The organism is Pseudomonas sp. S3_E10 (genome assembly GCF_054667615.1).
Window position 1 is genome coordinate 2,855,447 of the sequence record NZ_CP162743.1, and the last position, 14,946, is coordinate 2,870,392.

Below are 14,946 nucleotides of genomic sequence, written 5' to 3' on the forward strand. Positions count from 1 at the left end.
GGGCGGGTCACGCTCGTTGTTTGGCGGCCGGGTCACCCGCGCTTTACATAGCCCTTGCCATAATGACGCTCCATGCGCGCCTGGATCAGTTCCAACCCGAGCGACATCACCCAGTAGATGATCGCGGCCGTGGTGAGCATTTCAATGTAGCGGTAGCTGGAGCGGCCATAGGACTGCGCCAGGAACATCACTTCCCACACGCCCATCACCGAGATCAGGGACGAGTCCTTGAGCATGGAGATGAACTGGTTGGTCGCGGGCGGAATGATGGTGCGCATGGCCTGGGGCAGGGTGACGTGCCAGAAGATCGCACTGTCGCGCATGCCCAGGGCCAGGGCGGCTTCGCGTTGGCCGTGGGGAACGCCCAGGATACCGGCGCGGAAAATTTCGCTCAGGTAAGCGCCATAGTTCAGCGACAGCGCGATGATCCCCGCGACGATGGCGCCCGGCACCAGGCCCAGTTGCGGCAGGCCCAGGTAGATCAACAGGATCTGGATCAGCAGCGGCGTGCCGCGAAAGAACGAGGCGTAGAAACTGGCGATACCGAACGCCACGGCACTTTTCGACAGGCGCCCCAGGGCGGTGATAAAGCCCAGCACCGACGACGCGGCAATCGAGCACAGGCACAAAAACACCGTCAGTGCCGCGCCTTGCAGAAAACCGTTGGGCGCCAAGTGCAGGCCGACCAGGTTGGGCAGCTTGTCGAGGATGATCGAGAACTTCAGGTCAAAGCTCAGGAAGAAACCGGCAAACAGGGCGAACAGCGTCGCCCAGGTCAGGTACAGCCGTATGCGAAAGCTCATCGGCTGATATCGGCGCCGATCCATTTTTGCGACAGCTTGCTCAACGTGCCGTCCTGTTTCAGCTGGGCGAAGACTTCACGCACCTTGCTGTCCCACTGCGGGTCGCCTTTTTCGATGGCCACCGAGTTGGGCTCGGAGTACAGCGGTTCGCCGGCCAGCTTGAAGCGTTTGTCCTGGTTCAGGCGCGGTTGGGCGGTGACCAGGTTGGTGAGGATTGCATCCAGGCGCACGCCGGCGCCCAGGCCCAAGTCCTGGAACGCTACGTTGTCGGTATCGTACGGGGCGATTTGCACGTCCTCGAACGGGTACTGCAACTGCGTGTCTTCGGCGCCCTCGATCACCAGGTTCTTGTTCAGGTAGCTTTCATAGCTGGAGGCGCTGGTAAGGCCGACTTTCTTGCCGCTCAGGTCCTTGGCGCTGTGGATGCGATCGTCCTTGGCATTGACCACGATCACCGCCGGGGAAGCGTAATACTCCACCGGGAAATCAAACACCTCGGCGCGTGCCTTGCTTGGGGTCATCGAGCAGATACAAATATCGTAGCGCCCGCTCCAGCGGCCAGCGGCGATCACGTCCCACGAGGGTGTTTCCAGGCGCAGCTTAACGCCCAGCTTCTGCGCAACGGCCTTGGCCACATCAACGTCGAAGCCGTCGAGTTGGTTCTGCTCATTGAGAAACGAGAACGGTGGGTAGCTTTCCATCAGCACGCCCACCAGCTCTTTTTTCTGTTCGATGCGGTCCAGGGTCGCGCCGGCGAAGGCCTGGGTAGAGGCCGCCAGTGTCATCAGGCCCAGGGCCAACAGGGATTTAAGTTTCACGGTGACACCTTTAGAAAAAAGAGTTGGTATGAAGCGGATCGAACGTATTAAATAGTTATAAGAACGACTCTCATAGTGAGTTATTTTCATAAGCTTATGAGTAAAAGGCATATGGACGAAAAAACCGTAATTCTCGATGGCGGCATGGGCCGTGAACTGCAACGCCGGGGCGCGCCGTTCCGTCAGCCGGAATGGTCGGCGTTGGCCTTGAGCGAGGCGCCGCAGGCGGTGGGGGCGGTGCACGCGGCCTATATCGACAGCGGTGCCGATGTGATCACCAGCAACAGTTACGCGGTGGTGCCGTTTCATATCGGTGAGGCGCGGTTTGCCGCCGAAGGCCAAGCGCTGGCTGCGTTGGCGGGTGAGTTGGCGCGTCGTGCGGTGACTGCCTCAGGCAAAAGCGTGCGGGTGGCCGGCTCATTACCGCCGTTGTTTGGCTCTTATCGTCCGGATTTGTTTGAAGCGCAGCGTGTGTCTGAGTTGCTCACGCCCCTGGTGCGGGGCCTGGCGCCGCATGTCGACCTGTGGCTGGCCGAAACCCAGAGTTCAATCGTCGAGGCGCGAGCGATCAAGGCCGGTTTACCAGAGGATGGCAAGCCGTTCTGGCTGTCGTTTACCTTGAAAGACGAAGACACCGACGAGGTCCCGCGCCTGCGCTCCGGCGAGCCGGTGGCGGACGCGGCCGAGGCGGCAGCGCAGTTGGGCGTGCACGTGCTGCTGTTCAACTGCAGCCAGCCGGAAGTGATCGGCGCTGCCATCGATGCCGCGCGCGAAACCTTCGAACGCCTGGGCGTGGCGATCCAGATCGGCGCCTACGCCAATGCTTTCCCGCCGCAACCCAAGGAAGCCACGGCCAACGATGGTCTGGACCCGCTGCGCGACGACCTCGACCCGCCCGGCTACCTGCACTGGGCCGCCGACTGGAAAGCCCGCGGCGCCAGTCATTTGGGCGGCTGCTGCGGCATCGGGCCAGAGCACATTGCGGTGCTGGCCCAGCATCTGAGCCAATGATTCACCGCCGATCATATGGGAGAGGGCTTGCTCCCTCCCACAATGGTTTGGTGGGGTGTTAAATCGGGGTACGGCACTCGGCCAGCGTTTTCAGCTGCCCTGAGCCTGCCTGGTTCGCCTCCGACAGCCACTTCTCAAACCCCGCCCCCACCGCTGGCCATTCCGAATCCAGAATCGAATACCAAGCGGTGTCGCGGTTCTGCCCCTTGACCACCATGTGCTGGCGGAACACCCCCTCAAAACTGAACCCCAAGCGCTCGGCCGCATATTTGGAGCGGGCGTTGCCGTTGTTGCATTTCCATTCCAGGCGGCGGTAGCCCTGATCGAATGCGTACTTGGCCAGCAGGTACACCGCTTCGGTGCTTTTGGGCGAGCGCTGCATCGGCGCGCCGAAGGTGACGTGGCCGATTTCGATCCGACCCTGGGCCGCAACAATGGACATCAGGCTGAGGATGCCCTGCACCTCGCCGCTGGCGCGGTCGACCACGCTGAAGAAATACGGATCGCTGTTGGCGGCATGGTTATTGAGCCACGCATCGAACGCGGCACGCTCGGCAAACGGCCCGTAAGGCAAGTAGTCCCACAATTTAGGGTCGGCGCCGGGGCCTTCGAGGGCTTGCCACAGTTGATCTGCGTGGCGCGCGGGGTCGAGTTTTTCCAGGCGGATAAAGCGCCCTTCGAGCAGAAGGGCCGAAGGCGCCGGGGCACCTTTCCAGTGGGCGAGGGAAGTGGACATGCTGCGCTCCTTAAAGACCTTTGCGAAATTGGATGAAACCCGGGCGTTCGGCGATGCGCTCATACAGTTGGATCGCGGTGGCGTTGGTCTCGTGGGTCAGCCAATGCACCTTACAGCAGCCGTCGGCCTTGGCGGTGGCGTAGACGAACTCGATCAGTTTGCGGCCCACGCCGGTGCCGCGTTGCGTCGGGCCCACGAACAGGTCTTGCAGGTAACAGGAATTCTCGATGCTCCAATTGGAGCGGTGGTAGATGAAGTTGACCATGCCCACCGCCTTGCCGGCTTGCCAGGCCAGCGCCGAATGGGTCGGTTCGTTGGCCTCGACCAGGCGTTGCCAGGTGCTCTGGGTCACGGCGTCCGGCAGTTCGGTGTTGTAGAAGGCCAAGTAGGCCTGCCACAGCGGCAGCCAGGCGGCGTAATCAGCGGCGCTGACCTGGCGAATTTCAATCGGGTTCATACGGGCTCCTTGGGAATGAAACGCGCGAGCGTCTGGTCACGCACGTCTTGGCTGGCGGTCAGGCCTTCGCGCACGCCGGCCATATCCGCCGCGCTGCGGTTCTGGCTGAGTTTGCGTTTGCCGATCAAGCGGTCGATCGGCAGGGCGAAGCCGACGATGGCCTTGAGCATGCCGTCGATGTAGTCGGCCGGTGCGTCGCTCACGGCCCAGGGTTGGGCGCGGCCGCTTTCGTGGCGCTCGGTCAGGGCGCTGACCAGCTTGAGCAGGCGTTCGGCGTCGGTGAACACCTCGGCTTTGCCGTAGGCATGCACGGCGATGTAGTTCCAGGTTGGCACCACTTTGCCGTGCTCGGCCTTGGCCGGGTAAAACGCCGGGCTGATATAGGCATCGGCACCGGCGAAGATCACCAGGGCATCACTGCCGTTGTGTAAATCGCGCCACTGCGGGTTGGCCTTGGCCAGGTGCCCGTAGAGCGTGCCATTGGGGCCTTCATCCGGGTTCAGTAGCAACGGCAAGTGGCTGGCCTGCAGGCCTTGTTCGCCAAAGGTCACCACCTGCGCCAGGCGCGTGTGCTGGATCAGTTGCTGAATTTCAGGCAAGTCGTCGAGGGCGAAGGCGCGTGGTGTGTACATAAATATTTTCCTTGGCGAATGCCAGCATCCTAGGCAGGCTATTGGTTCGTTGTAAGAGCCATCTGTGGCTCATTTCATAGGTCCAATTTCATGCCCTCTTTACACGCACCTTTGTCGTTCAACCCCGCCGGCATCGAGCTGGACCGCAGCCAGGGCCTGACGCGTCAGCTATACCAGGCCCTGCGCCAGCGTGTGCTGGACGGGCGGCTCGCCAGTGGCACCCGTTTACCGGCAACCCGCGACCTGGCAACCGCGTTGTCGATCTCGCGCAACAGCGTAGTGCGGGCCTATGACCAGCTCTATGCCGAAGGCTTTATCGAAGGGCGGGTGGGCGATGGCACCTATGTGGCGCAGCTACCGACAAGCCGTGATGCGCCAAAAAAATTATCCACAAAATTGTCCACAGGGTTTTCAACAGGCTTATCCCCAGCCTTATCCACAATTTGCAGAGGTTCTTCGCCATCCGACGCAGAAAAAGTTATCCACAGCGCGGCGCTGGAGCGCTTGGAAAGCCATCATTTGCCGCTGCCTCCCACCGGTCCGCCACGGGCTTTCAGGGTGGGCGTACCGGCCTTCGACCTGTTCCCCTTTGAGGTGTGGGCCAAGCTGAATGCGGCTTTTTGGCGTAAACCGAACCTGCAGCAGCTGTGCTACGGCAACCCGGCGGGGGATGAGCGGCTGCGTGGTTTGATCGCGGCTTACTTGCGCAGCTCGCGAGGGATGCAATGCACGGCTGAGCAAATAGTGATCACCAGCGGCGCACAGCAGGCAATCAGCCTTTGTGCACAGCTGCTGGTCGCGCCGGGCGACACGGTGGCGATCGAAAACCCAGGCTATCGTGCGGCCGGGCACGCGTTCGCGATTGCCGGCGCGAAACTCCAGGGTGTGGCGCTGGACAGTGAAGGCATCGACTGCACTGCGCTCAACGCGCTCACCGATTGCCGCCTGGCCTACGTCACTCCCTCGCATCAGTACCCGACGGGCGTGGTCATGAGCCTGGCCCGGCGCCTGGAGTTGCTGGCCTGGGCCGAGCGCAGTGGCGGCTGGATCATTGAAGACGACTACGACGGTGAGTACCGCTACAGCGGTGCGCCGTTGGCCCCCTTGGCGGCGCTCGACCGCAGCGGGCGCGTGCTGTACGTCGGCACCTTCGGCAAGGTCGCCTTTCCCGCGTTGCGCCTGGGTTATCTGGTGCTGCCGCAGGGCTGTGTCCAGGCGTTCACGCGGCGCCGGGCGGTGGATGTGCGGCATTCGGAAGTCAGCACCCAGGCGGTGATGGCCGAGTTTATGGCTGCGGGGCATTTCCAGCGTCACATCCGCCGTATGCGCCGGGCGGCGTTGAGTCGGCGTAACGCGTTGCTGGCCGGCTGGCCCGCCGACGTGCCGGGCATGGGCAGCCTGCCCGGTGTTACGGCGGGGTTGCACCTGACCGTACGCGTCGACAGCCTGGCGCGTGAGCAATGGTTGCTGGCGCAAGCGCGTGAAGCGCAGGTCGAGATCACCGGGTTGAGCAGCTATTGGCTACCGGGCTCGCTCACCCCGGCCGACCAGCGTGCGGGGCTGGTGCTGGGCTTCGCCGCCGTACCCGAGGCGGCGGCCGCTGAGGCATTGGCCCGGCTGCGCACGGCGTGGCAGGTTGAATAATCACACGCGCCACGAACCAAGGCGTGATGAGAAGCCTAACGCCGTGAAGGCTCAAGCTTGAGAAATTCCGCCTGTAGCACCGGGCCGCTGAACTCGCGCAGTTTGGCCGGCTCCACCAGAAAGTCGGCGACGGCCCATGGCGACGGCAGTTCACCGGGGAATACATAATTGGTGTAGTCCGCGCGCACTGCGTCCGGCAGCCAGGCGACCACCGATTCACGCAGCTCGGGCGTTTGCCTGATTGCATACAGCAGGTTTGCCGGTGACGGGTATTGAACCAGTGCCGGGTCGAACAGCGGGCGATACAAAAGGCACTTTGCAGGGCCAGGTCGGCGAGGGTGAACGTGGTGGTTTCGACTTGGCCGGGCACGCTGAAGGTGCCCCAGAACACCTGGCTTCTGACTTGAATGCGCAGGCTGGCGAGGTCCAGGTACTTCGCCTCGGGGTGGTCTTTTATCAGCTCGGTCTTGAGCTGGTTCAGGGCGTCCTGGCGGATGTCAGGGATATCGTCCTGATAGGTTTTGCCGACGTTCAGGTTGTTGAGTGAGGCCAGGTCTTTGAGATGGCGTGCATAAAACTCCAGGTCCGAGGTAGAGGCCTCCTGGGTCAGCCAATCCGGCAGAGCCTCCTGGTACCGGCTTCACGATGGGCGTGCTGGCGGAGACGTCGAAGCGCGTATGGGCCTCGATTGGCAACGTGATCATGGCGCAGGCCTGGTGCGCGAAGAAGTCGTCGGTTGGTTCGTACAAGCGCCACAGCAGGCGATCATACGGATCGAGGCGGTACATCAGCGTCGGCAGTGACGCGCCCAGTTGCGCCATGGTGTCGAACTTCTGGTAACCGTTGAGCAACGAGTGGCAGAGGATGACGGTTTTCCCGGCGGATTTTCCTACCAGTACGGCAATGAACACTTGGTGGGTATGGGTGATTGTATCGCCGTTCACCATGTCGACATCGATCAGGCAGGCGCGGCTCTCGAAGCGGTTATTGCGCCGGTTCGCGGGGGCGGGTGAGTGGCCGGGTCGGTGAGCGGTTGCTGCGTGAGAAAGTGCTCGCCTTCGATGCATAGGGTCGGCAACTGAGTGATGGCTTGCCGGGCCAGTATGTTGCTGAGGGTTTGATACTGCGGTGCGCCGGCAACGATCCGGTTGTCGACGAGCTTCCACGTCGCAGTGCCCATCAGCGCCGTGTCCGGGTTGATGTTCAGGTCAGGGTATTTTTCGTCCAGTGACTGGCGCAGCAGGTCGGCGGCGACTTCGCTGAGGGAGGGGCCGACGCATAACTGGGTCACCAGTTCCAGAGTCAATTCGTTTTCTTGTGCGTTCGGTGGGGTAGCGCGTAGATCGGTCATGGTGCAGGCCTGTCTTGCCAGTTGATGGAAACGCCCCGAGGCATACGCTCGGGGGGGCTCGATGCTAGGAAAGAGCAAGACAGGGCAGGCGGTGCTTATGTAGCGGGCTGTTCGGTGCCCAGGTCCAGTTCCACCAGGCGGCGCACTTGCGTGCTGGCAAGGCCCGCGCCGAGCAAGGCGTTGAGCTTGCCGAACGCCGCTTCGCGGGTCATGCCGCCACCGGACAACACGCCCACGTCCCGCAGGCGACTACCCGCCTCATACACATCCAGCTCCACACCACCTTCATGGCATTGGGTAATCGCCACGACCACCACGCCCTTGTCCTGCGCATGCTTGAGGCTGGCGAGGAACGCGGGGTTATCGCTGGGGCCGGTACCGCTGCCATAGCATTCCAGGATCAGCGCCTGGATGCCGCTGGCGATCAGCGCATCCAGTTGCGCGGCGGCGATGCCCGGCACCAGCGGCAGCACACCGATGTTGGCCAGGGCTTTGGGCTGGCGGTAATTCAGGGCCTCGGGGATTTGATCGGCCTTGGCCGCGCGGCTGCTGCGTTGCAGCGCTGCGAACGGGTTGCGCCCGAAACTACGGATTTTTGCGCAACGGGTCGGCGCCATCAGCGCGCCGTGGAAGTACAGATGTACGCCGGCCGCGAGGCCTTCACCCAGTGCTTGCAGCGCGCCGGTGACGTTTTCCCAGGCATCGCTGTCGGGCACGCCGGCCGGTAGCATCGAACCTGTGAACACCACCGGCGCCGGCAGGCCCAGCAGTTGGAAAGCCAAGGCCGCCGCGCTGTAGGCCAGGGTGTCGGTGCCGTGCAGGATCAGCACGGCGTCGCAGCCGTCGTCCACGGCTTCAACCACGGCGGTGCGCAGTTGCTGCCAATAGGCTGGGTTCATGTTGGCGCTGTCGATCAGTGGCGACATTTCCCGAAAGCGCCAGGTCGGCACGGTCACATCGGCAAGCTGTTCGCGCATGCGCGCTTCAAAACCGGATGCGGGGGCCAGGCCGTTGGCGCTGGCCTGCATGCCTATAGTGCCGCCGGTGTAGAGCACCATCACGTTGTTGGCTGATTGCATCAAAGAATCTCCTGAACGAAAAACGCCGCCGGGCCCAGAGCATGCCCAAGGCCGGGCGGCGTGTCATCTATCTACACTCAGCGTTGTACTTGAGCGTTCAGTTCAGCGGTTGCAACGGTATCCGGCTTCACTGGGTTGGCAGGCCAGGCCTTGCGATCCAGGTCCAGGTCAGGGAACTGGCTGGAATCGAATACCGGTGTCTTGATGCCCGCTGCGCGCTGGTTGTCGTAGTCGTTCAGGATGCGCATGGCAATCTTGAACAGGAACGCCAGGGCGAACAGGTTGACGAAGGCCAGCAGGGTCATGGTGATGTCGGCAAAGGCGAACACGGTGCTCAGGTTCTCGATGGAGCCCCAGAAGATCAGCACCAGCACCAGCGTGCGGTAGCCGATCAGCACCTTGCGGTTGTTGCCCACCAGGAAGCGCAGGTTGCTCTCGCCCAGGTAGTAGTTGTACATGATCGAGGTGAACACGAATAACGCCAGGGCCACCGAGATAAACATGCGGCCCCAGTCACCGACTACCGCCGCCAGGGAGTTCTGGGTCAGGGCAATGCCGTCGCCTTCAAAACCCGGGGTGTAGAAACCCGAAAGCAGGATCAGCAACGCGGTACAGGTGCAGATCACGAAGGTATCGAGGAACACGCTGAACGCCTGCACCACGCCTTGGGCGACCGGGTGTTCTACCGAGGCCACCGCTGCCACGTTAGGCGCACTGCCCAAACCGGCTTCGTTGGCGAACACGCCGCGCTTGACACCCATGATGATCGCGCTGCCCACCAGGCCACCGAAGGCTTGGTCGAGGCCGAAGGCGCTTTTGACGATGGTCGCGAGCATGGCCGGTACGTGGTCGAATTGCAGCACGATCACGTAGAGGGTCACGGCGATGTACACCAGGGTCTTGACCGGCACCAGCAGGTCGGCGATCGAGGCGATGCGCTTGATCCCGCCGATGAACACCAGACCCAGCAATACCGCCAGGGCCAGGCCGGTGTAGGTGGTGTCCAGGCCGAAGGCGTTGTTCAGCGAGTGGGTCACGGCGTGGGCCTGCAGGCCGTTGAAGGCGAAGCCGAAGGTCACCAGCAGCAGGAACGCCATGACCATGCCCAGCCAGCGTTTGTGCAAACCGTGCTGGATGTAATAGGCCGGGCCGCCACGGTAAGTGCCTTCCGCGTCGGTGCGCTTGTACAACTGGCCCAGGGAGCACTCGATAAAGCTCGAAGACATGCCCACCAACGCGGTGACCCACATCCAGAACACGGCACCAGGGCCACCCAGGGTCACGGCAATGCCGACACCGGCGATGTTACCGGCACCGACGCGGCCGGCCAGGCTGAGCATCAGCGCCTGGAACGAACTGAGCTGATCGGAGCTGTTCTTGAGGCTGTCGCGAAACACCGAGAACATGTGAAAAAAGTGACGCAGTTGAACGAAACGCGAGCGGATCGTGAAATAACCGCCGAGCCCGACAATGAGCGCGATCAGTACTTTCCCTGAGAGGAAGTCGTTGATGACTTCGAGCATGGAGTGTTCCTCGCTGATTTTTTAATGGCAAACGCAGGACGGGTCGACGCATCGCTCAGCACCAGGCAGTGCACGACGTTTCGATGCCAATCCTTTTGCGGGTGTTGTTATTCATGCGCTTTCGCTGCGTGCTGGCCGCTTGGTCGACGGCCGCAGACGCGAAGAGGGGCGGCACTATACCTAGGCGAACGTGATCCGTCTGCCCGTGCCGATTAAAGGTTTCAGCCAAGCTGTTACAGGGGAGGTGGGTTTGCAGGGCGATATTGGATTTTTTATGGGCGTCATTTCACAACCTCGAAGCAAAAAAAAGGGCCTGAAGAACGAGCCTTCAGGCCCTCAAAAGGTGAGAGGTGTCTAGTCCCTCAACCTGGTGAGCGGTGCAACAAACGCTTAGGCCTTCAGCGGGACCAAACGTGGAGCAATCATGTTTTCGGGGCGCAGGATGTCGTCGAGCATGGCGTCGTCGAGCAAGCCTTCTTCGCGCACCAGTTCCAGTACCCCACGGCCGCTTTCGAGAGCGATACGTGCGATACGGGTGGCGTTTTCATAGCCGATGTACGGGTTCAGCGCAGTGACCAGGCCGATGGAATGCTCCACCAGTTCGCGGCAGCGCGCTTCGTTGGCGGTGATGCCGACGATGCAGTGTTCGCGCAGCATGTCCATGGCGCGTTGCAGCAGGCGGATCGAGTCGAAGATCTTGAAGGCAATCAGCGGCTCCATCACGTTCAGTTGCAGTTGGCCACCTTCGGCGGCCATGGTCAGGGCCAGGTCGTTACCGATGACCTGGAACGCTACCTGGTTCACGGCTTCCGGGATCACCGGGTTGACCTTGCCGGGCATGATCGAACTGCCTGGCTGGCGTGCCGGCAGGTTGATCTCGTTGATGCCGGTGCGTGGGCCGCTGGATAGCAGGCGCAGGTCGTTGCAGATCTTCGACAGCTTCACGGCGGTACGCTTGAGCATGCCGGAGAACAGCACGAAGGCGCCCATGTCGGAGGTGGCTTCGATCAGGTCGGCTGCCGGAACCACCGGCTGGCCGCTGATGACCGCCAGGCGCTGTACGGCCAGGGCCTGGTAGCGTGGGTCGGCGTTGATGCCGGTACCGATGGCGGTGCCGCCCAGGTTCACTTCGGTGAGCAGCTCCGGCGCCAGGGTTTTCAGGCGCGCCAGGTCTTCACCCAGGGTGGTGGCGAAGGCGCGGAATTCCTGGCCGAGGGTCATCGGCACGGCGTCTTGCAATTGGGTGCGGCCCATTTTCAGCACGTGGCCGAACTCGACGCCCTTGGCGGCGAAGGCTTGGATCAGGCTGTCGAGGCTGGCCAGCAGCGCGTCATGGCCCAGCAGCAGACCCAGGCGGATCGCGGTCGGGTAGGCGTCGTTGGTCGACTGCGCCATGTTCACGTCGTTGTTGGGGTGCAGGTATTGGTATTCGCCCTTCTGGTGGCCCATGGCCTCCAGCGCGATGTTGGCGATGACTTCGTTGGCATTCATGTTGGTTGAAGTGCCGGCGCCGCCTTGAATCATGTCCACCACGAACTCTTCGTGGAAGTCGCCGCGGATCAGGCGAGCGCAGGCTTCGCTGATGGCCGCGTGCTTGGCTTCGCTGAGCTGGCCCAACTCGCGGTTGGCGTCAGCCGCTGCTTGCTTGACCATTGCCAGGCCGACCACCAATTTCGGGTAATGCGAAATCGGAACGCCCGAGAGGCGGAAGTTGTTCACCGCTCGCAGGGTCTGGATGCCGTAATACGCTTGAGCCGGTACTTCGAGTACGCCAAGCAGGTCTTTTTCTGTACGGAAAGATGCAGCAGAGGACATGACGGAAATCATCTCGATAAGGACCCGGAACTGGCCGGAACGCTGCGAATGCTAGGCTTGTACGAATTTTTGGGCCAATGCTGTTAAACACTGGCCTATGCATAAACGGCATAATGCAAGTGTGACCCGGCTATCATGGCGGGCGTGTGTGCCAAAATGGTGCGTACCCGTGGGAGGCAGTGATGAACCTTGAGAGCAAATGGCTGGAAGACTTCAGTGCCTTGGCCGCGACCCGAAGTTTTTCCCAGGCGGCCGAGCGGCGCTTTGTCACCCAGCCGGCGTTCAGCAGGCGTATCCGCAGCCTGGAAGCCGCGTTGGGCCTGACCCTGGTCAACCGCTCGCGCACGCCAGTGGAGTTGACGGCGGCGGGGCAGCTGTTTTTGGTCACCGCACGCACGGTGGTCGAGCAACTGGGTGAAGTGCTGCGCCATTTGCATCATTTGGAAGGCGGGCAGGGCGAAGTCATGCAAGTGGCCGCCGCCCACTCCCTGGCGCTGGGTTTCTTCCCACGCTGGATCGCGCAATTGCGCAACGAAGGCCTGAACATCGCCACGCGGCTGGTCGCCACCAACGTCGGCGACGCCGTGCACGCCCTGCGCGAAGGCGGCTGCGACTTGATGCTGGCCTTCTACGACCCGGATGCGGCGATGCAGATGGACGCCGAAATCTTCCCTTCGCTGCACTTGGGCAACACTGAGATGCTCCCGGTGTGCGCCGCCGACGCCGCCGGCAAGCCGCTGTTCGACCTGGAAGGCGAGGGCAGTGTGCCGCTGCTGGCCTACAGCGCCGGTGCGTTTCTTGGCCGTTCGGTACACCTGTTGCTGCGCCAGCGCGCGTTGCGCTTTACCACCGTGTACGAAACCGCGATGGCCGACAGCCTCAAAAGCATGGCCCTCGAAGGCCTGGGCATTGCCTGGGTGCCGCAACTGAGCGTGCGCGCCGAACTGGCGCGCGGTGAGCTGGTGGTGTGCGGCGGCCCGCAATGGCATGTGCCGCTGGAGATTCGCCTGTATCGCTGTGCGTTGGTGCGCAAGGCGAATGTGCGGTTGTTGTGGCGAAAGCTGGAAGGTGGCGCGGCGCACAGTACCTGAGCCCAATCTTGGGCCGAATGCAGGGCAAATGCGGGAGAGGCTTGCATCCCGATAGCGGTGTGTCAGGCGATGATTAGGACACTGAACCAGCGCTATCGGGAGCCAGCCCCCTGCCACAGGTTATTGCGCTGTTTCGCTGACTCTTAAGTCAATAAAACTGCCGGTTTGCGCGGTAAGACAGATGGTCATCCCAGGGGCTGTTTATCTGCGTTATTACGGTATACTGCGCGGCCTTCGGCCGGTCCAACCGGCCTTAATTCGTACACCAAGCCACGCCGGATTTCCCGCGTGGCTTGTTGTTTTTTGACGCGCCTGCGGGCGCCCAGAGAGAAGAGGCACGACGATGAGTGCATTGGTTGGCGTGATCATGGGCTCCAAGTCCGATTGGTCCACCCTTAGCCACACCGCCGATATGCTGGAAAAACTCGGCATTCCGTATGAAGTGAAAGTGGTCTCTGCCCACCGCACCCCGGATTTGCTGTTCCAGTATGCCGATGAAGCAGAATCCCGCGGCATCGAGGTGATCATCGCCGGTGCCGGGGGTGCAGCACATTTGCCAGGCATGTGCGCGGCCAAGACTCACCTGCCCGTGTTGGGCGTACCGGTGCAGTCGGCGATGCTCTCGGGCGTGGACTCGCTGTTGTCCATCGTGCAGATGCCGGCTGGCATTCCGGTTGCGACCCTGGCGATCGGCAAGGCCGGCGCGATCAACGCCGCGTTGTTGTCCGCCAGTATCCTGGGCGCCAAGCACCCGCAGTTTCATGCGGTGCTGAAAAAATTCCGTGCTGAGCAAACAGACAGCGTGCTGGACAATCCAGACCCACGTATCGCCTGAGGTTGTTGACGATGAAAATCGGTGTAATCGGTGGCGGCCAACTGGGCCGCATGCTGGCGCTGGCGGGAACCCCGCTGGGGATGAACTTCGCTTTCCTGGACCCGGCGCCGGACGCCTGTGCGGCCGCCCTGGGTGAACACCTGCGCGCTGACTACAGCGACCCGGACCACTTGCGCCAACTGGCCGACGAAGTCGACCTGGTGACCTTCGAATTCGAAAGTGTCCCTGCCGAAACCGTCGCATTCCTCTCCCAGTTCGTGCCGGTGTACCCGAGCGCCGAAGCCCTGCGCATCGCGCGTGATCGTTGGTTCGAGAAGAGCATGTTCAAGGACCTGGGCATTCCGACCCCGGCCTTCGCCGACATCCAGTCCCAGGCAGACCTAGACGCGGCCGTCGTCAGCATTGGCCTGCCGGCCGTGCTGAAAACCCGCACCCTGGGTTACGACGGCAAGGGTCAGAAAGTCCTGCGCACCGCCGCTGATGTGGCCGGCACCTTCGCCGAGCTGGGCAGCGTCGCCTGTCTGCTGGAAGGCTTCGTGCCGTTCACCGGTGAAGTCTCGCTGATCGCCGTGCGTGCCCGTGATGGTGAGATCCGCTTCTACCCGTTGGTGCACAACACGCATGTCAACGGCATCCTCAAGCTGTCCGTGGCCAGCACCGATCACCCGTTGCAGGCCCTGGCCGAAGACTATTCCAGCCGCGTGCTCAAGCAACTGGATTACGTCGGCGTGATGGCGTTCGAGTTCTTTGAAGTCGACGGTGGCCTCAAGGCCAACGAAATCGCCCCGCGCGTGCACAACTCCGGGCACTGGACCACCGAAGGCGCCGAGTGCAGCCAGTTCGAAAACCACCTGCGGGCGGTGGCGGGCTTGCCGCTGGGCTCCACGGCCAAGGTCGGCGAGAGCGCCATGCTCAACTTCATCGGCTCGGTGCCGCCGGTTGAGCGGGTGATGGCAATCGACGATTGCCATGTGCACCACTACGGCAAGGCCTTCAAGGCCGGGCGCAAGGTCGGCCACGCCAACCTGCGTTGCAAGGACCGCGCGACGCTGCAGGCGCAGATCCTCAAGGTCGAAGCGCTGATCGCCGAGCAATAATATGCCTGGCAATGGCGGGAACCATTCGGTCGCCGCCATCCTCTGATTGCAGGA

Annotated in this window: 16 protein-coding genes; 5 read left to right on the top strand and 11 right to left on the bottom strand. The window is 62.3% G+C overall.

What is annotated here, in order from left to right:
* Positions 1-32: 32 nt before the first annotated feature.
* Both AB4N98_RS12855 and AB4N98_RS12860 read right to left on the bottom strand, forming a co-directional pair.
* Positions 33-803 carry an amino acid ABC transporter permease gene (locus tag AB4N98_RS12855; protein WP_017528619.1) on the bottom strand — a complete coding sequence of 257 codons (771 nt, stop codon included), beginning with the start codon at positions 801-803 and terminating at the stop codon, positions 33-35.
* Complete coding sequence (locus tag AB4N98_RS12860; protein WP_017528618.1) at positions 800-1,621, bottom strand: ABC transporter substrate-binding protein; 822 nt, start codon at positions 1,619-1,621, stop codon at positions 800-802. Before AB4N98_RS12860 ends, AB4N98_RS12855 begins: the two co-directional genes overlap by 4 nt.
* 111 nt (positions 1,622-1,732) lie before the next feature.
* On the opposite strand from AB4N98_RS12860, the gene AB4N98_RS12865 reads away from it, so the two are divergent.
* The gene (locus tag AB4N98_RS12865; RefSeq protein WP_460149498.1) at positions 1,733-2,632 is read left to right on the top strand and encodes a homocysteine S-methyltransferase family protein; all 900 of its coding nucleotides are present in this window, start codon (positions 1,733-1,735) and stop codon (positions 2,630-2,632) included.
* A 58-nt stretch (positions 2,633-2,690) separates the two neighbouring features.
* On the opposite strand, the gene AB4N98_RS12870 is transcribed toward AB4N98_RS12865, so the two are convergent.
* The 3 genes from AB4N98_RS12870 to AB4N98_RS12880 are packed head-to-tail and all read right to left on the bottom strand — an operon-like array spanning position 2,691 to position 4,457.
* The gene (locus tag AB4N98_RS12870; RefSeq protein ID WP_017528616.1) at positions 2,691-3,368 is read right to left on the bottom strand and encodes a GNAT family N-acetyltransferase; all 678 of its coding nucleotides are present in this window, start codon (positions 3,366-3,368) and stop codon (positions 2,691-2,693) included.
* A 10-nt stretch (positions 3,369-3,378) separates the two neighbouring features.
* Complete coding sequence (locus AB4N98_RS12875; protein ID WP_017528615.1) at positions 3,379-3,825, bottom strand: GNAT family N-acetyltransferase; 447 nt, start codon at positions 3,823-3,825, stop codon at positions 3,379-3,381.
* On the bottom strand, positions 3,822-4,457 hold the full coding sequence (locus AB4N98_RS12880) for an FMN-binding negative transcriptional regulator (RefSeq protein WP_017528614.1): 636 nt from the start codon (positions 4,455-4,457) through the stop codon (positions 3,822-3,824). Before AB4N98_RS12880 ends, AB4N98_RS12875 begins: the two co-directional genes overlap by 4 nt.
* A 90-nt stretch (positions 4,458-4,547) precedes the next feature.
* Between AB4N98_RS12880 and pdxR the strand changes: the two genes are divergently transcribed.
* Complete coding sequence (gene pdxR, locus AB4N98_RS12885; protein WP_065879232.1) at positions 4,548-6,101, top strand: MocR-like pyridoxine biosynthesis transcription factor PdxR; 1,554 nt, start codon at positions 4,548-4,550, stop codon at positions 6,099-6,101.
* 35 nt (positions 6,102-6,136) lie between these two features.
* Here the strand turns inward: pdxR and AB4N98_RS12890 are convergent, their stop codons facing one another.
* The 6 genes from AB4N98_RS12890 to aspA all read right to left on the bottom strand — a co-directional run bounded on the left by AB4N98_RS12890 (position 6,137) and on the right by aspA (position 11,869).
* Positions 6,137-6,409 (bottom strand): hypothetical protein, encoded by a 273-nt coding sequence (locus AB4N98_RS12890; protein WP_026067317.1) that lies wholly within the window; start codon positions 6,407-6,409, stop codon positions 6,137-6,139.
* Positions 6,410-6,598: 189 nt separating this feature from the next.
* Positions 6,599-7,048 carry a hypothetical protein gene (locus AB4N98_RS12895; protein WP_460149499.1) on the bottom strand — a complete coding sequence of 150 codons (450 nt, stop codon included), beginning with the start codon at positions 7,046-7,048 and terminating at the stop codon, positions 6,599-6,601.
* Positions 7,049-7,059: 11 nt separating this feature from the next.
* Complete coding sequence (locus tag AB4N98_RS12900; RefSeq protein WP_026067316.1) at positions 7,060-7,452, bottom strand: hypothetical protein; 393 nt, start codon at positions 7,450-7,452, stop codon at positions 7,060-7,062.
* Positions 7,453-7,547: 95 nt separating this feature from the next.
* Positions 7,548-8,531 carry an asparaginase gene (locus tag AB4N98_RS12905; protein ID WP_065879235.1) on the bottom strand — a complete coding sequence of 328 codons (984 nt, stop codon included), beginning with the start codon at positions 8,529-8,531 and terminating at the stop codon, positions 7,548-7,550.
* Positions 8,532-8,608: 77 nt separating this feature from the next.
* A complete protein-coding gene (locus tag AB4N98_RS12910) occupies positions 8,609-10,054 on the bottom strand; it encodes an alanine/glycine:cation symporter family protein (protein WP_017528609.1) in 1,446 nt (481 codons plus the stop codon).
* Positions 10,055-10,444: 390 nt separating this feature from the next.
* On the bottom strand, positions 10,445-11,869 hold the full coding sequence (aspA, locus tag AB4N98_RS12915; RefSeq protein WP_017528608.1) for an aspartate ammonia-lyase: 1,425 nt from the start codon (positions 11,867-11,869) through the stop codon (positions 10,445-10,447).
* 182 nt (positions 11,870-12,051) lie between these two features.
* On the opposite strand from aspA, the gene AB4N98_RS12920 reads away from it, so the two are divergent.
* The 3 genes from AB4N98_RS12920 (at position 12,052) to AB4N98_RS12930 (ending at position 14,892) form a co-directional block, all read left to right on the top strand.
* Entirely contained in the window at positions 12,052-12,960 is a 909-nt protein-coding gene (locus tag AB4N98_RS12920; protein WP_017528607.1) for a LysR substrate-binding domain-containing protein, read from the top strand.
* A gap of 343 nt (positions 12,961-13,303) precedes the next feature.
* A complete protein-coding gene (purE, locus tag AB4N98_RS12925) occupies positions 13,304-13,795 on the top strand; it encodes a 5-(carboxyamino)imidazole ribonucleotide mutase (protein WP_003176980.1) in 492 nt (163 codons plus the stop codon).
* Positions 13,796-13,806: 11 nt separating this feature from the next.
* Positions 13,807-14,892: a 5-(carboxyamino)imidazole ribonucleotide synthase gene (locus tag AB4N98_RS12930; RefSeq protein ID WP_017528606.1), complete on the top strand. Its 1,086-nt coding sequence runs from the start codon at positions 13,807-13,809 to the stop codon at positions 14,890-14,892.
* The last annotated feature ends 54 nt before the right edge of the window (positions 14,893-14,946 follow it).

What these genes read in the sequence shown, in the direction of transcription:
- AB4N98_RS12855 (WP_017528619.1), bottom strand. Translation starts at nt 803, where the DNA reads ATGAGCTTTCGCATACGGCTGTACCTGACCTGGGCGACGCTGTTCGCC.
- AB4N98_RS12865 (WP_460149498.1), top strand. Translation starts at nt 1,733, where the DNA reads ATGGACGAAAAAACCGTAATTCTCGATGGCGGCATGGGCCGTGAACTG.
- AB4N98_RS12870 (WP_017528616.1), bottom strand. Translation starts at nt 3,368, where the DNA reads ATGTCCACTTCCCTCGCCCACTGGAAAGGTGCCCCGGCGCCTTCGGCC.
- AB4N98_RS12875 (WP_017528615.1), bottom strand. Translation starts at nt 3,825, where the DNA reads ATGAACCCGATTGAAATTCGCCAGGTCAGCGCCGCTGATTACGCCGCC.
- AB4N98_RS12880 (WP_017528614.1), bottom strand. Translation starts at nt 4,457, where the DNA reads ATGTACACACCACGCGCCTTCGCCCTCGACGACTTGCCTGAAATTCAG.
- pdxR (WP_065879232.1), top strand. Translation starts at nt 4,548, where the DNA reads ATGCCCTCTTTACACGCACCTTTGTCGTTCAACCCCGCCGGCATCGAG.
- AB4N98_RS12895 (WP_460149499.1), bottom strand. Translation starts at nt 7,048, where the DNA reads ATGGTGAACGGCGATACAATCACCCATACCCACCAAGTGTTCATTGCC.
- AB4N98_RS12900 (WP_026067316.1), bottom strand. Translation starts at nt 7,452, where the DNA reads ATGACCGATCTACGCGCTACCCCACCGAACGCACAAGAAAACGAATTG.
- AB4N98_RS12905 (WP_065879235.1), bottom strand. Translation starts at nt 8,531, where the DNA reads ATGCAATCAGCCAACAACGTGATGGTGCTCTACACCGGCGGCACTATA.
- AB4N98_RS12910 (WP_017528609.1), bottom strand. Translation starts at nt 10,054, where the DNA reads ATGCTCGAAGTCATCAACGACTTCCTCTCAGGGAAAGTACTGATCGCG.
- aspA (WP_017528608.1), bottom strand. Translation starts at nt 11,869, where the DNA reads ATGTCCTCTGCTGCATCTTTCCGTACAGAAAAAGACCTGCTTGGCGTA.
- AB4N98_RS12920 (WP_017528607.1), top strand. Translation starts at nt 12,052, where the DNA reads ATGAACCTTGAGAGCAAATGGCTGGAAGACTTCAGTGCCTTGGCCGCG.
- purE (WP_003176980.1), top strand. Translation starts at nt 13,304, where the DNA reads ATGAGTGCATTGGTTGGCGTGATCATGGGCTCCAAGTCCGATTGGTCC.
- AB4N98_RS12930 (WP_017528606.1), top strand. Translation starts at nt 13,807, where the DNA reads ATGAAAATCGGTGTAATCGGTGGCGGCCAACTGGGCCGCATGCTGGCG.